This window comes from Endobacterium panacihumi, assembly GCF_050847465.1.
Classification (GTDB): Bacteria; Pseudomonadota; Alphaproteobacteria; order Rhizobiales; family Rhizobiaceae; genus Neorhizobium; species Neorhizobium panacihumi.
Genome location: NZ_JBOZRA010000003.1, coordinates 501,223 through 515,459 on the forward strand (window position 1 = coordinate 501,223; position 14,237 = coordinate 515,459).

The window sequence follows — 14,237 nt, forward strand, 5'->3', positions numbered from 1 at the left end:
CGCGACGTCAGCCCGTGTTAAACGCGCGGGTCGTTACGGTAGCGGCCACGCTCGGCTGCGATCTGATCGGCTGTGTAAGGATCAGCGGCATCGTCGAAACGCGACCAGCCTTCTGTGGTGTAGGCCTGGCGACGAGCAGTCAGGTCGACCGAGCGGGTGCTGCGAAGGATAGCCTCGGAAGCAGCAATCTTGTCTTCCTCCACCTTGGCGGCAACAACCGCGCCGCCGCGGCGAACACCTTCAGCATAAACGTGAGCGTCTTCTTCCTTCACACCGGATTCGATCATCGCACCGACAATGCCGCCGACAGCTCCGCCAGCAACGGCGCCGGCAACCGCGCCAACAGCGGTGGCGGCAAGCCAGCCTGCGGCCACGACAGGGCCTACGCCGGGGATCGCCATGATGCCAAGGCCTGTCAGGAGACCGCCCGCGCCGCCAGCGACCGCGCCGATACCAGCGCCAGTGCCGGCGCCTTCGGCAGCGTCGTTACCCTGCCCTTCGATATCTTCCTTACCATCCTTGTTCGAGATGATGCTGATGTGATCGGACGGAACGCCCGCATCTTCGAGAGCCTTCACGGCATCACGGGCATCGTCGTAGGAATCGTAGAGACCTGTAATCGTACGCATGGGGATTTCCTCGTCGTTTTGTTTTTGTTGTTCGAAGCTGGCTTACTGAGCCATCGTGATGTTGCCCTGGAAGTCGAGCGCGACGTTGCCGTGCTTTCCATCCTTGCTGCCCATCCCGCGCCAGACACCCTGATCGTCGAGCTTGAGACCCGATACATCGGTGTAGCCGGCTTCTTCGATGCGGGATTTCGCCTGGGCTTCGGTGAAGCTGTTCTTGCCAGCCACGGGTGCGCCCGGGTTCTGTTCGCCTGAAGTCGATACCGCAGGTGTCGTCTGCGAGGTCTTCGGGGCTTCGCTCTGAGCGAAGGCGGCAGTTGCGGAAAGAAGTGCGGCCGCAACGCCAAAAGCAATCTTTTTCATGGTCTTACTCCAAATTCCTGCACCCGGTTCGAATGCGGAGGGAGAACCTCCTATGATTGATTTTGTTCCGCTCCCGAGATGCATTTGGGGTCGTCGCCACCGAGCTGGCCACTGATTGGGCCGCCGTTTATTTCGCCCCTACTACTGAGAACGCGGCGCCACTTTAGAATCTCGATTCTCCGCAATTGGGAACAACGCAGACACTCCGGTGTTCAGTCGGACATCAGACAAAAGCCCAACGAGGATCGCTCCCCCTATGAAAACATTTGGTATCGCCTACGCTGGAACGCTGCTCTCATTTCTATTGATCGACGCAATCTGGCTAGGTTTGATCGCCAAGAGCTTCTACCGAGACCAACTTGGTGACCTGATGTTACCTTCTCCAAATTTCGCGGTCGCCGCTATATTCTACCTGTTCTTCGCAGCCGCAATCGTTGTTCTCGCGGTGCGCCCAGGCCTGGGAGCGGAATCGCTCTGGACGACCGTAGGATATGGCGCGCTTCTCGGACTTGCCGCCTACGGAACGTATGACATGACGAATTTGTCGACCCTCAAAGGCTGGCCAGCAGGCCTCAGCATTGTTGACATGGTGTGGGGGACTGTCCTCACCGCCACTGCGGGTGCTTGCGGTTATGCAGCGGTGCGTCAATTCGGCTAATCGGCATGAATTTCTATACTGCCGACACACATTTCGGAGATCCCCGTGTCCTTCGGATCGACCGCCGACCCTTTGGAACCGTATCCGAGCACGATGCTGCACTCATCGCGAACTGGAACGCGGCGGTCGATCACGATGATGACGTATGGCACCTGGGCGACTTCAGGTCGGCCAGAGCGGGAGACTGTGAAGAACTACTGGGTAAGCTCAACGGCCGCAAACACCTTGTCATCGGCAATAACGATCCGCAAACGACCACTTGCGCAAGCGGATGGGCCAGCGTCCAGCACTACGCAGAACTTCATGACGAAGGTCACCATCTTATCCTTTGTCATTACGCATTCCGGACTTGGAACCAGATGGGCAAAGGGTCGATCAACCTGCACGGACACTCGCACGGGAGGCTCAAACCAGTTCCTCGACAGTTCGATGTCGGTGTCGATGCGCGTGGATTGAAGCCAATGCGCGTGGCGGAAATCATCACATCCCGAAAACCTCGGGACCTGAGCGCTTGAGATGGACTTTCCTCGTGCAGTTCTCGGGGCAACTGCGTGGGATCATGCAACTTCGCGACGTTAGGGTGATCAATATTACCGGAACCACTTCTCAGCGGCGGCAAGCAACTCACGCTCGTCGTTGATGCCATCCTGAAAGAGGCGGATAAGCAGCATGGCCAACTCGTCCGGATGTGTGTCGTGCTCCGGGATGACTTGCGCAAACACTCTTTCGAGTTTTGCCAAGTCGTCCGGGCGAAGTGCGACATCTGCTGGTAATCTTCCGCGCATGGCACACACGCTATGGCTCCCGGCCGCCCAATGCAAATGGCCAATGGCAAAGAAGGGAAAGATCGCAGATGAATTCAGCGTTCAAGGTTCAGGGTATCGACCACATTGTCGTGAACGTCACTGATGTCGAACGATCAGCCGCATGGTACAGTCGCGTTCTGGGAATGGATCGGCTGGAATACGACACGGATCCTGAGCATCCTAGAACAGCCATGCTGTTCGGAACGCAGCGCATCAACCTTCGACCCGTTTCGTTGAGCAAAAACGAATGGTTCACCGCTGACCATGAGGCAGCAGGAAGCGACGACCTATGCTTCCTGACCGAAGCCTCGCCGAATGATATCGTTGCCAATTTGAAGGCGTGCGGTGTTCGAGTGATTATTGGTCCAGTTGCACGCGACGGCGCTCGCGGCAGGCTCACGTCGGTCTACTGCCGCGATCCCGACGGCAGCCTCATCGAGATCAGTTCATACACGAAAGATGTCGTGGGGAACGTTGAGTGACGCCAGTTGTTCTCTGATCATGACCGATAAGGAGGATTCGAATGACCACCATGACGATGGAAGAGCTCTCCAAGAAGCTCGGCAAGATCGATTTCTGCATGTTTAATACCAACAGTCTCGAGGGCATCGTCAGTCGCCCGATGAGCAATAACGGGGACGTCGACTATGACGGTGACTCCTGGTTCTTTTCTTACGAAGACACAAAGAAGGTCCGAGACATCAATCGCGACATCGGTGTCACCCTGACCTTCACCGCTCCGCCCAGCCTCCTTGGCAAGCCGGGCATCTTTATCGCGGTCGATGGAGAAGCCGACCTAATCCGTGACAAGAGCCAGTTTGAAGCACATTGGGTAAAGGATCTGGAGCGCTGGTTTCCCGAGGGAATCGACACCCCAGGCATCGTTCTGATCAAGGTGTCGGCTCGGTCGATCGAGTACTGGGACGGCGAGGAAAACGGTCGCATCGAGCGCACTGCAGTCGATGCCGTCGCGGGAGGTGCCGTATGAGTGGCAAAGCGCTCGACAAAGACCAGATCTGGGACGACTTCGGTAAGGCCGTGAACATGTCCCCGGCGAAACTTGAGAAGTGGTTGAAAACCGACGAGAGCAAGTCTGCTGGATGGTCAGGAGATGGTGGCGGCGAAACGGTGGGACATCATTCAGGTCGCAGGATCGTCGAGATCAAAAACAAGTCGAAAACCGCCTTGACCGACGACGACTATGCCCACATGCGTAAAGTGGTCGGCTATGTCCATCGCCATCTTGCGCAGGGAGGTCCCAGAAAAGACGTCGAGGGCTCTACATGGCGGCACGCGCTTATGAACTGGGGCCACGACCCCCTCAAGGACTGACACAGCCAAGCCCTATTTCAGACGTCGACACGCAGGCGACGAGACGATGCTTTTCACAATTAAATTGTCAGGCTGGAGGCTTGACTGGTGGAGCACGTAGCCAGTCTTTAATCTCTGATAACACTGCTCGACGCACTGGATTCCTCAAAATGCCTTCAAAGCGCGCAGCAATCTGTCTACGGTTCTTTTCGGTGGGCCAAAGACCGAGGGCGTCTTCGAGGGCAACGGCCGCCCGAACTGTTAAGCCCTGCGGGATCCGACGGTTGTTTCGACGCGTCACCAGAACGGCATTTTCCTGAGCTATGCGGCTGACCGAATTAATATGAAGTCCGTGTTTCAGCGCCAATGAATCCAACGGCTCCCCTAAATGGCGCGCAGCCGCGATTTCGAAATTGCGATCAGTAATATCTTTCATGGGAAACCTTGGTTTCGCGTTCAGATGTGGTGTACTTCGAGAATGACCATGCAAGGCCAGAAGTGGCGGCCGAGAGCCGCCGCATCGGGCCGTGAGTGTGGTTTTAGGCGATCCAATTCTCGAGGGTAATGTATTCGAACAAGGACTAACGGCTGGTTGCTGACAAAGCGCTCGTGGGGTCCTTGGTTTCGCTTGAGCCCAAACAATTTGGTCGCCCGTCTGCCAGCACACGACCGATCGCTGAGATGATGTCACTGTCGGTGAAGGGTTTCATGATCACATCGCTCGCACCTTCAAGGCCATAGCCAATACTGGCCGGGTTTGCGGTTACGAAAATCACTTTGAGACCCAATCGGTCCATCAACCGGCGGCCGATCGCACCGCCCGTGTTGCCGTCCGCAAGCCTCACGTCCAGCAGCACAAGCTCTGACTGCGCGGCATAGGCTAAAGCCTGCTCCAGAGTTGCCACGGGCCCGATGACCGTGTGGCCAGCTTCAGCGACGATGCGTTCAAGTTCTAGTGCAATGAGCAGTTCGTCTTCAACGATAAGAATTTTCATGTGTTGGCCCCCCTACGGAAAACATAGGGCACTCGAGGTGCGTTTCCATCGCGAGCGATGGGTGATCAAAACCGTCTATCACGGAGGATCAACGACGCTTGAGCGGCCATCTACCGTCCCGCTCGGCTCGGTCATCCACCACTGCCCGAGGAATACCAACGCGCACAAGCCAAGGCAAAGCACGAACAGAAAAGCCATGGCCCTTCTGTGCCGTCCCGACGATGGCGGCGGTAATTTGTCACTCAACGGAATTTCCTCAGGATGTCACTACCAACGAGGCAACGCTGCGGTTGTTGCATCGTTCCAAATGTCGAAAGCCGCCGGCACGGGACATATCCATTTTTGGAATCTTTGAAATCTAAAGAGATACACGTCTTATATCGGCCAACCATGGCTGGACGCACGAACAGCATGTCAAGGCAGGGCGTGAGAGCCGCGAGAACGCGGGCGAAAGCAAATCTGCTGCCAGCTCCAAGCAAGCGTGCGCGGCGGGCAAGTTGTCGTCATCCGGCAAGCACGGTGCCTCCCACGATCAGCACCTGAATGCCAGCAAACAAAGTCATCACAGCTAGTGATCAAGATTGGCCCGGTGCAAAGCGCTGATTGTGGACCGTCAATCCGACGCCCGTTTGCGCGCCGAAGCCTAGCTTTTCGGCTGGCGGATTGAGGACGCCAGCCGATCTGGTCATCGCGCGTCTGAAGCGATCAGGCGAGTTTTCCGACCGGTTCAGCATATTCCGAGAACGTAAACTCTCCTTCCGCTGGGCTGCCTGATCGGCGAGATGAAGGACCCTGATCGGAAACAGTTTGGCGGACCGGTGCGCACTCACACGACTTAACGCGCCGAGATAAGCATTTCGACATGGGCCATGTGCGTTTCGAGGCTTGGCAGTGTCTCTTTTGCGAAACCGACGACCGACTGATCGTCGCCAGATCCGGCAAAGGTGCGGAAAATGCTGATCGCCTCCATGTGTGCCTGGGCTTGCATATCAAGGTAGAGGGTATCAAAGTCCTTGCCGCTCGCTGCCTGGAGCTGCTCCAACATCTTTCGATGCTTTGGCGACAGGTCCCCCGGCTCGGCGAGGTCAACGCCTTTTTCCTTGAGCACTGCCTGCAGCTTCTCGCCCGCCTTTTTGTGGTCGGCGATGATCATTTTCGCGGCGTCCTTCAGATCCGACGCCTCAGCCTTTTCAAGCGCCAGTTCGCTGGACTTGATCTCGAACTCATTTGCGCTGGGCACGACCCTGACAAAGGTCGCGCGGTCCATCACCATCATGGGAGCGGCGTCGCCTGGAGGTTTTGGTTTCATGGCTTCAGCAAGCGCCGGCTGGCAGGCGAACGCGAGTGACGCAGTTACAAGTGTATAAAGGGTGATTTTCATCGGATGTGTCCTCAGCCAGGGTTACTTCGCGGCCGCAAATGCGTTGGCGAGATCGGCGTTTGCCGCATCGACGGTGGCCTTCGCCTTGTCGATCACTTTGCCCATGCCGAAAAATTCATGGGTTACGCCTTCAACGTTGATGAGGTTGACCGTTACGCCTGCCGCCTTCATTTTCTCGGCATACGCTTGTCCCTCGGACCGAAGTGGATCGATCTGCGCAGTCACCACGGTTGCCGAAGGTAGGCCCCCTAGATCCGATCGGCCGACAAGATTGATGCGGGGATCGGCCGTCTCGTCTTTCGATTTGAAGACATATGAGACAAACCACTCCATGTCGGCCTTGCCCAACGGCGCGGCGTTGGCATTTTCACGGTAGGAAGCGGTGTTCATGTCATTGCCGGCGATCGGATAGACGAGAAGCTGATGGACTGGCATCATCGTTTTTTTCTCTTTTGCCATCAGCGCGACGTTCGCCGCAAGATTGGCTCCGGCGCTTTCGCCAGCAACGGCAATCCGCTTGGAATCGCCATTGACTGTGTGGATGTTCTCGACAGTCCAGATGTAGGCTGACCAGGCATCGTTATGCTGCGCGGGAAATTTGCTTTCCGGTGCGTGATGATAGTCAGCGGAGACAACGATCGCCTTGGATCCGAGAGCGAGCGCCCGCGGCGTGGCATCGTATGTGTTGATATCCCCCACCACCCAGCCGCCGCCATGGAAATACAGAATGACCGGGAAAGGCCCCTTGCCCTCGGGAATGTAAACGCGAGCGGGCAATGCGCCAGCCGGGCTCGGTATGGCGATGTCTTTCGTCGCGACCTTTGCTTCAGGGAATGGTGAGATCTTCCTATCCCGTTGCACGGTCCGCGCCGCGTCGGCAGCACTTGCCTGGATGCGCGCGTCAGGCACGTCCAGGGTGGCGAAGGGTTTGGCCTGGAGGGCTTTCAGGGCATCAAGGACTGACTGCATCTGCGCATCGGGTTTACCGGGCTGTTGTTCGCCGGACTGCGGCACCGATGTCGCGGGTTGCGATGGAGCCGGCTGTTGCGCCGACGTGATAGTAGCGGACGACGACAGCAGGAGAAGCGCAAGACCGCCGGCGGCCAAGGGTGAGTTCAATATACGCATTTTATATTCCTCAGATTTAAGCGGGATGATTTGGCGTCACTGCTTCGGCGGTTCGGTTTTCTGCTGGTACAGACCCACCAGTTCCCCCTTGCCAATCACGTGGCCGGCAATGGCTGCAAGCAACGCGTCCCGATCCGAGGTTGGCGGGATATCAAGCACCGAATCGAGGGCGAGCACCTGGAAATGGTAACGGTGCGCCTTGTCGCCGACGGGTGGCTTGGGCCCGAAATAGCCATGAGTACCGGAGCTATTGCGTCCCTGAAGCACGCCTTCTGGCTCGACCAGTCGCAACTGCTCCTGCAGACCCTCTGGCAGGCTGGTCACCGTGCCGGGAATGTTCCAGGCAAGCCAGTGAACGAATGGCTTGATCGGTGAGGAATCTGGATCCTCCATGATAATTGCGTAGGAGGCGGCCCCAGGTACAGCACTCCAACGAATGGCAGGAGACACGCCGTCGGCGTATTCGCTGTGTTGCAGCGGAATGGAAGCACCGGTGTCGAAGGCTTCCGACTGCACCGTGATTTTGCCTTGGCCATCGGTCTCAGATCGATCAAGCGCCAGCGGAACGCCGACACCCTTCGTTGCCTGTGCCTCCATGACGTTGGCAGGCGCACCCTTTGCGAAGGCGGATTTTTGCGCATTCCCGGAATAGGAAATCCGGTAGATTACGCCGTTGGCGTCGTCGGCCATCAAGAGCGCGCCATCCTTGGCAACCGCCAAGCCAACCGGGCGCGCGAAATGGGTTTTGCCGCCATCGGTCAGGAAGCCGGTGAGAAACGGTTCGATCGTCTTGGGCTGACCCTTTTCAAAACGAAGCCGAACGATCTCGTAGCCCGAGGCCGGGTTTCGGTTCCATGATCCGCGCATCGTGGCAAACGCATCGCCGGCATATTCGGCCGGAAACGACGATCCGGTATAGAATTTGAGCTGCATCGGTGCAGCGTGGGCCGTATAACCGATCACCATCGGCTCGCTCTGATCGCGCCACTGCTCCTTCGTCAGCCCGCCGACGGGGGTGGACTGAGGGTAGATGTCCCCGGAACCGAAGACGTGCGGCCAGCCATATTGTTTACCCTGCTCAAGCCGATTGAGCTCCTCGGGCTGGACGTCATCGCCCAAAAGGTCGATCCCGTGGTCAAGGCCCCAGAGTTCTCCGGTTGCTGGGTGCCAGTCAAAACCAATCGTGTTGCGCAACCCTGACGCAAAGATGGTGCGGCTTTTCCCATCCGGCGTTGCTCGCAACACCGTGGCATTCTCCGCATTGCTTTCGTTACAAGCGTTACAGGTCGATCCGACACTGATGTACAGCATCCCATCAGGACCGAAGGCCATGACCCGGTTTGGATGCTGGCCAGAGTCTGGAAGGTCGCCGATGATCATCTCAAGCGGACCAAGCGTACCGTCACCCCTGATGTCGGCGACGAAAACCTCTTTGACCGTCACGAGATACAGCTTGTCATCCTTGATCGCCAGGCCATGGGCCTGGGCTCGCGCCGCCACCTGAACGGGGGCTGTGTCAGCTTTTCCGTCACCATCCTCATCTTTCAGAAGGAGGACATCGCCCTCCTCGCGCCGGCTGACATAGACGTAGCCCTTGTCGGAAACAGCGATGATGCGACTATTTCCGAGCCCTTGAGCGAATGGCTCGATGGAAAAGCCTTCCGGAAGCTTGAGTTGACCGATCCGATCGCTGGTCGGCGCCACTTTGTTCGGCTTGAATACATTCGTCGTGATCCGGACTTCAGTGCCGTCACCCTGTTGGGCGAAAGCAACGCCGCACGAAAGTAAAGCCGCCGCGATCGATGCGACGCCAAGAAACCTAATCGTCATCCGAGAAATCCTCCACTCCGTTGAGGCTGCAACAGCCCGAAGTTGGATTTGTTCCTCAAGGGATTATTTTAAATCTGCGATCAACCATCGGAGACGGTGGTTCCACGTTATCCTGTTTGGCGAGACACGGTCGCGAGTGCCAGCTGGCTTTGATTTTGGGAACTTAGGAAAGAAGGGCCGGTTTAACCTATCCCCTGCACAAAGAAAGAGTCGAGAATGGATTTCGTCCTGATCATCGGTTATCTGGCTTCGGTGTGTTCGGTGACGAGTTTCATCCCACAGGTGATGAAGGTGGTCAGATCCGACGATACCGCAGCAATTTCAGCGCGCATGTACACGGTGACGGTGATCGGCTTTGCCTTGTGGTCGACATTCGGGATCCTTCGACACGAATGGCCCATCATCCTTACCAACTCTGCGTGTTTCTTTCTTGCAGGGTACATCCTTTACAGAAAACTGAAGTCGCACCTTGAGTGACGCCTCTGACCGCAGTCCTGTTAGCAAGCATGACAGCCACACATCTCGCTCTTCGCTGAAACGCCACGGGCTCCGTGCGACACGCTGCAACACTTGCGACGCTTCCTGAGGAACCGTCGATGCGTTTGAGCGGTTACCAGTCTGTGAGAAGCGAGGAGAGAATAATGAACGATCAGACAAACTATCCGAAGCCACCCTATCCTGAGCAGCAACAGCAACCGCCCGGGAAGACCGATGCGATGACGCCCGTCCCTGATCATGGTGAGCATACCTATCGCGGCGATGGCAAGCTCGATGGAAAAGTCGCGATTATCACAGGCGCTGATTCCGGCATTGGACGTGCAGTCGCGATCGCCTTTGCAAGGGAAGGAGCGGATGTTCTGCTTTCTTACCTTGATGAGCACGACGATGCCGAAGACACGGCGAGCTGGGTGGGAAAGGCAGGGCGACGCGCCCTCTTGGTCGCTGGCGATATCAAGTCAGAAGATCACTGCATCGATATCGTGGAGCGCGCTGTGAGCGAACTTGGTGGCGTCGATATTCTGGTGAACAACGCAGCATTCCAGCGGACCTATGCCGACATCGCCGATATCACAGCCGAGGAGTGGGACGAGACGTTTCGCACAAACATATATGCGCCGTTCTTTCTGTCAAAGGCGGCTATCCCGCACATGAAACCCGGCAGTTCGATCATTAACACCACTTCGATCCAGTCGAGACAGCCGTCACCGCAGCTTCTCGCCTACGCCTCGACGAAGGGTGCTGTTTCGAATTTCACGGCTGGATTGGCGGAAATGGTCGCTGAAAAGGGGATCCGCGTTAATGCCGTAGCGCCTGGACCGATCTGGACACCGCTCATTCCCTCGACGATGCCGGCGGAAAAGGCGGCGAAGTTCGGAGAGCAGACGCTGATCGGGCGTGCTGGTCAGCCCGCTGAACTTGCAGGGGCATATGTCCTTCTTGCTTCCAATTTGGGTAGCTACATGACTGGGGCGGTCATCCCGGTAACCGGCGGCGAAATCATGATTTAAGGCTTGTTGACCTCGCGCTCCAGCGGCGAACCTCTGTCAGCAATGACGGTTCGCAGGCTGGAGCAGAAATGCTGCACCCGACTTTTCGACTTATCCATCGTTCGGCGGAGAGTAGCGCGTGACGAACAATCGCCCTGCGTGTGGCTCCTGCTTACGCTCATCTTCCGTCAGTCCGTCGTAGGCCGTTGTGATGTACAGATTGGAACCAACGAGAACACAACTTGTCGGATTTGATACCGGCAGGTCGATTTGCGCTTTTTCATCACCTCGGAAGGAAAAAACCTTGAGGCAACCGCCGCCGTACATGGCAGCGATGATGTTCCCGTCCTCGTCGGTGCATAGCCCGTCGGGACTTCCTTCCTGAAACTTGACCAGAACGCGTTTACCGGAAGCCGTGCCGGTCTCACCATCATAATCGTATTGCCAGATCGTGCCGCGGTCCGTATCCGCGTGGTACATTACCCTTCCATCAGGGCTCCACGCTTTCCCGTTGGCGTTAACATATCCACTCTCGACCTCTTCCAGAACGTCACCTCTCAAGACGTAAAGTGCGGCAGTCTCGGCAGGATCCTCACTCGTGTTGATCGTGCCGACCCACAGCCGTCCAAATGGATCGAGCTTTCCGTCATTAAGGCGGTGATCGCTTGGCAGGTTGAGGACGGCGACCGGGGTCTCGATTGCGGTCTGCGGATCGAAACGATGAACGCCGTTCGCCAGGCACAGCATGAGATGACCGTCATGTGGGTAGGCGAAACTCACCTGCTTTGACGCTTTCCAGCAGTGATGCGCAGTGGTCGCAACATGGTAGCGATGGATGACCTGTCGCTCGATATCCACCCAGTAAAGGGCGCCGGCATCGCCGTCCCAAAACACGCCCTCGCCGAGTTGATCCGGGAGCAGGGAAGCGTCGAGAACTTTTACATCGGTCATGATCGGTTCTCCTGTAATGCGTAAATCGCGTGAAGAAGGGCAAGGTGACTGAGGCCCTGGGGGAGATTGCCTAGCGCCTCGCCTGTTTCGGCATCCATTTCCTCGGACAGGATGCCGAAATTGTTGCCGAGTTTTTCCAACAGCGACTTCAGCATGTCCTCGGCGCGGTCGACCTCGCCAAGGAAGGCGTAGGCTTCGACGAGCCAGCAAGCGCAGGCAACGAATGTGCCCTCCTCTTCGGCGGCTTCGCTGTAGCGATAGACCAGCGGGCCGACGGCGAGCTCAGTTTCAATCGCATTGCGCGTGAGCCTGAGCCGATCATCATGCTCAAAACCAAAGCGTGTCGTCAGGAGCAGCGAGGCATCCAGCTTTTCAGTTCCGGCGTAGAAGGTATATGCCTGACGCTCTTCGGACCAGCAGTTGGCGTCGATCCAGGCCAACACCCGATCACACTCTGCCTCCCATCGAGATGCATTTCCGTCGATATGTCCCTCGCGGGCGAGATGAGCCGCCCGATCGAGCGCCAGCCAGCATCCGATTTTCGAGAATGTGTAGTGTTGCTGATCCTCCAGCTCCCAGATGCCGGCATCCTTCTCCTGCCAGCGATCGACGACCTGATCCGCCAGCCGCTCTAGCAGGCGGCTTGTTCTCGGATCAAGAACATGCCCCTTGTCGGCAAACAGCGACGCCGTCTCCAGAACATCTCCATAGCAGCTAAGCTGGACCTGTCGCTTGGCGCGGTTGCCCCGCCGCACGGGCGTCGATCCCTTGTAACCTGGAACGTCGATGATCTCTTCATCGGGGACCTCCCCGCCGTCGAGCGTATAGACCACCGACGGTGTCGGACCATCCTCATCGATCGTCCGCACAAGCCAGCCAAACGCAGCAATCGCTTCCGACAGCCCACCGGCACGAAGAAGCGCCTTAATGGTGTAGGCGGCATCGCGAATCCACGCGAAGCGATAGTCATAATTCTTGTCCCCGCCCAATCGCTCAGGCAGTCCTGACGTGGCGGCCGCTGCGATCGCGCCGGTTTTCGAATAGAGAAGGAACTTGAGAGACAGCGCGCAACGCACCAAGTCATCGCGAAATGGGCCATCATAGGAAAGCTTGTCTGCCCAGCGCCGCCACTCCCCGTCACTGAAATCGATCCTCGCGTCGATCTCCGATAGTTCCGGTATCGCGAGGGGCGCCTTGTCGGCAACAAGATAGGCAATGCAGATCCGGCTGTCGGCTTCCGCACGGTATCGGGCCGCGGTGGTGTGATCCTCATCCACAACGACGGAAACGGCGTCCGGATGGCAAAATGTTGTGGTGAGATCGCCGATATAGCGAATGGCAGCGTTTGGATGATTGACCCGACGTACCTTGCCCTGGGAGCATATCGGGTTGATCACGATGTCAAACTCGACCGTGCCGGAAAGCCCCTCGATGCGGCGAGCAAGTTCGCACCAGGGCAAGCGTCCCCCGGCGCCGCTGTTCAAGGATTCTGTCACGCGGGCCCGACCGTTTGCAGTGATAAATGTCGTCTCGAGGACGTTGCTGTCTTCACGATACTGCCGCTCGATCCTGAACGGGGTCGTCGGGGTGAGCGAGAAGCGTCCGCCGTCAGGGTCATGCATCCGGTTGAACAGCGGAGGCGAGTCCATATCAGGTGCGCACCACCAGTCGATTGAGCCGTCCGCTCCAATGAGCGCAACCGAGCGGCCTTCGCCGATAGCTGCGTAATGCTCGAGCGGCAGAAAGCCGCCCAAGCGTTCTGGTGTGAGAGAAAACAGCATCAGGGCAGCGTGTTGCCACCGGTGACGCCGAATACCTCGCCGGTTATATAGCTGGATTCCTGTGAGGCCAGAAAGACGTAGAGCGGCGCACATTCAGCCGGCTGGCCCGGGCGTTTCATCGGTACCTGGCTTCCGAATTTGACGATCGCGTCCTGCGGCTGCCCACCGGATGTCTGTAGCGGTGTCCAGACCGGACCGGGCGCGACAACGTTGACTCGAACGCCTTTTTTAATCACCTGCTTCGACAGCGCCTTGCTGAACGCGACGATTGAAGACTTGGTTGGCGCGTAGTCAAGCAGGCTCGCCGACGGCTCATACGCCTGGATGGAAGAGGTGTTGATGATCGTCGCGCCCTCCGGGAGAAGAGGCAGCGCTGCCTTGCAGACCCAGAAAAGTGCGTAAACATTGGTCTTGAACGTCTCGTCGAACTGTTCAGTGGTCAGCTCTGCAATGCTCTCGACAGACTTCTGCCGGCCTGCGACATTGGCAACCAGATCGAGACCGCCCAATTCGCGGTGCGCCGTTTCGACCAGAGTCTTGCAGAATTCTTCGCTTTTGAGATCACCGGGGATAGCGACGGCTTTTCGTCCTTCGGCTTCCACCAGCTTGACGACTTCATCGGCATCCGACTGCTCTTCCGGAAGATAGCTGATCGCTACATCAGCGCCTTCTCGGGCGAATGCGATCGCAGCCGCCCTGCCGATGCCGGAGTCCCCACCCGTAATCAGGGCTTTGCGGCCGTTGAGACGACCTGAGCCCTTGTAACTCGTCTCGCCATGATCGGGGACCGGCTGCATCTTGCTTGCAAGACCCGGAACCGGCTGTGGCTGTTTTGGGAATTCCGGCTGAGGATATTGGGTGAGCGGATTCTGGATATCGTACTGATTGGCATTCGCCATTGTGATTTCCCTGTTTTTTCA

18 protein-coding genes are annotated in these 14,237 nt (G+C 57.5%); 7 read left to right on the forward strand and 11 right to left on the reverse strand.

What is annotated here, in order from left to right; translation table 11 throughout:
• Nucleotides 1–17: 17 nt before the first annotated feature.
• Together ACRQ1B_RS17940 and ACRQ1B_RS17945 are read right to left on the reverse strand one after the other, a co-directional pair.
• On the reverse strand, nt 18–629 hold the full coding sequence (locus ACRQ1B_RS17940) for a general stress protein (protein ID WP_432295199.1): 612 nt from the start codon (nt 627–629) through the stop codon (nt 18–20).
• A gap of 42 nt (nt 630–671) precedes the next feature.
• A complete protein-coding gene (locus tag ACRQ1B_RS17945) occupies nt 672–989 on the reverse strand; it encodes a PepSY domain-containing protein (protein ID WP_432295200.1) in 318 nt (105 codons plus the stop codon).
• Nucleotides 990–1,245: 256 nt separating this feature from the next.
• Here ACRQ1B_RS17945 and ACRQ1B_RS17950 point away from each other — a divergent pair, with 256 nt between their 5' ends.
• Both ACRQ1B_RS17950 and ACRQ1B_RS17955 read left to right on the forward strand, forming a co-directional pair.
• On the forward strand, nt 1,246–1,647 hold the full coding sequence (locus tag ACRQ1B_RS17950) for a DUF2177 family protein (RefSeq protein WP_432295201.1): 402 nt from the start codon (nt 1,246–1,248) through the stop codon (nt 1,645–1,647).
• Between the two features lie 5 nt (nt 1,648–1,652).
• A complete protein-coding gene (locus ACRQ1B_RS17955) occupies nt 1,653–2,162 on the forward strand; it encodes a hydrolase (RefSeq protein WP_432295202.1) in 510 nt (169 codons plus the stop codon).
• A gap of 75 nt (nt 2,163–2,237) precedes the next feature.
• Here ACRQ1B_RS17955 and ACRQ1B_RS17960 read toward each other — a convergent pair whose 3' ends face one another.
• Nucleotides 2,238–2,387 carry a hypothetical protein gene (locus tag ACRQ1B_RS17960; RefSeq protein ID WP_432295204.1) on the reverse strand — a complete coding sequence of 50 codons (150 nt, stop codon included), beginning with the start codon at nt 2,385–2,387 and terminating at the stop codon, nt 2,238–2,240.
• Nucleotides 2,388–2,500: 113 nt separating this feature from the next.
• Here ACRQ1B_RS17960 and ACRQ1B_RS17965 point away from each other — a divergent pair, with 113 nt between their 5' ends.
• From ACRQ1B_RS17965 to ACRQ1B_RS17975, 3 genes are read left to right on the forward strand one after another with little or no spacing between them, the layout of a single operon-like run.
• Nucleotides 2,501–2,935: a VOC family protein gene (locus ACRQ1B_RS17965; protein ID WP_432295205.1), complete on the forward strand. Its 435-nt coding sequence runs from the start codon at nt 2,501–2,503 to the stop codon at nt 2,933–2,935.
• Between the two features lie 41 nt (nt 2,936–2,976).
• Nucleotides 2,977–3,441 carry a pyridoxamine 5'-phosphate oxidase family protein gene (locus ACRQ1B_RS17970; protein WP_432295207.1) on the forward strand — a complete coding sequence of 155 codons (465 nt, stop codon included), beginning with the start codon at nt 2,977–2,979 and terminating at the stop codon, nt 3,439–3,441.
• Nucleotides 3,438–3,785, forward strand: a complete 348-nt coding sequence (locus ACRQ1B_RS17975; protein ID WP_432295209.1) for a DUF3140 domain-containing protein — start codon at nt 3,438–3,440, stop codon at nt 3,783–3,785. The genes ACRQ1B_RS17970 and ACRQ1B_RS17975 overlap by 4 nt, the downstream gene beginning before the upstream one ends.
• 67 nt (nt 3,786–3,852) lie before the next feature.
• Here the strand turns inward: ACRQ1B_RS17975 and ACRQ1B_RS17980 are convergent, their stop codons facing one another.
• From ACRQ1B_RS17980 to ACRQ1B_RS18000, 5 genes are all read right to left on the reverse strand, one after another.
• On the reverse strand, nt 3,853–4,200 hold the full coding sequence (locus ACRQ1B_RS17980; RefSeq protein ID WP_432295210.1) for a hypothetical protein: 348 nt from the start codon (nt 4,198–4,200) through the stop codon (nt 3,853–3,855).
• A 145-nt stretch (nt 4,201–4,345) separates the two neighbouring features.
• Nucleotides 4,346–4,759 (reverse strand): response regulator, encoded by a 414-nt coding sequence (locus ACRQ1B_RS17985; protein WP_432295211.1) that lies wholly within the window; start codon nt 4,757–4,759, stop codon nt 4,346–4,348.
• An 835-nt stretch (nt 4,760–5,594) separates the two neighbouring features.
• Nucleotides 5,595–6,140: a DUF4142 domain-containing protein gene (locus ACRQ1B_RS17990; RefSeq protein WP_432295212.1), complete on the reverse strand. Its 546-nt coding sequence runs from the start codon at nt 6,138–6,140 to the stop codon at nt 5,595–5,597.
• Nucleotides 6,141–6,161: 21 nt separating this feature from the next.
• Entirely contained in the window at nt 6,162–7,247 is a 1,086-nt protein-coding gene (locus ACRQ1B_RS17995; protein ID WP_432295214.1) for an alpha/beta hydrolase, read from the reverse strand.
• A gap of 57 nt (nt 7,248–7,304) precedes the next feature.
• Nucleotides 7,305–9,098: a YbhB/YbcL family Raf kinase inhibitor-like protein gene (locus ACRQ1B_RS18000; protein WP_432295216.1), complete on the reverse strand. Its 1,794-nt coding sequence runs from the start codon at nt 9,096–9,098 to the stop codon at nt 7,305–7,307.
• Between the two features lie 216 nt (nt 9,099–9,314).
• Here ACRQ1B_RS18000 and ACRQ1B_RS18005 point away from each other — a divergent pair, with 216 nt between their 5' ends.
• A complete protein-coding gene (locus tag ACRQ1B_RS18005) occupies nt 9,315–9,575 on the forward strand; it encodes a SemiSWEET family sugar transporter (protein WP_432295218.1) in 261 nt (86 codons plus the stop codon).
• Between the two features lie 164 nt (nt 9,576–9,739).
• Nucleotides 9,740–10,606 carry an SDR family oxidoreductase gene (locus tag ACRQ1B_RS18010; RefSeq protein ID WP_432295220.1) on the forward strand — a complete coding sequence of 289 codons (867 nt, stop codon included), beginning with the start codon at nt 9,740–9,742 and terminating at the stop codon, nt 10,604–10,606.
• Nucleotides 10,607–10,696: 90 nt separating this feature from the next.
• Here the strand turns inward: ACRQ1B_RS18010 and ACRQ1B_RS18015 are convergent, their stop codons facing one another.
• The 3 genes from ACRQ1B_RS18015 to ACRQ1B_RS18025 are packed head-to-tail and all read right to left on the reverse strand — an operon-like array spanning nt 10,697 to nt 14,216.
• The gene (locus tag ACRQ1B_RS18015; RefSeq protein ID WP_432295221.1) at nt 10,697–11,536 is read right to left on the reverse strand and encodes an SMP-30/gluconolactonase/LRE family protein; all 840 of its coding nucleotides are present in this window, start codon (nt 11,534–11,536) and stop codon (nt 10,697–10,699) included.
• A complete protein-coding gene (locus tag ACRQ1B_RS18020; RefSeq protein WP_432295223.1) occupies nt 11,533–13,317 on the reverse strand; it encodes a glycoside hydrolase family 15 protein in 1,785 nt (594 codons plus the stop codon). The genes ACRQ1B_RS18015 and ACRQ1B_RS18020 overlap by 4 nt, the downstream gene beginning before the upstream one ends.
• Complete coding sequence (locus ACRQ1B_RS18025) at nt 13,317–14,216, reverse strand: SDR family oxidoreductase (protein WP_432295224.1); 900 nt, start codon at nt 14,214–14,216, stop codon at nt 13,317–13,319. The genes ACRQ1B_RS18020 and ACRQ1B_RS18025 overlap by 1 nt, the downstream gene beginning before the upstream one ends.
• Nucleotides 14,217–14,237: the final 21 nt, after the last annotated feature.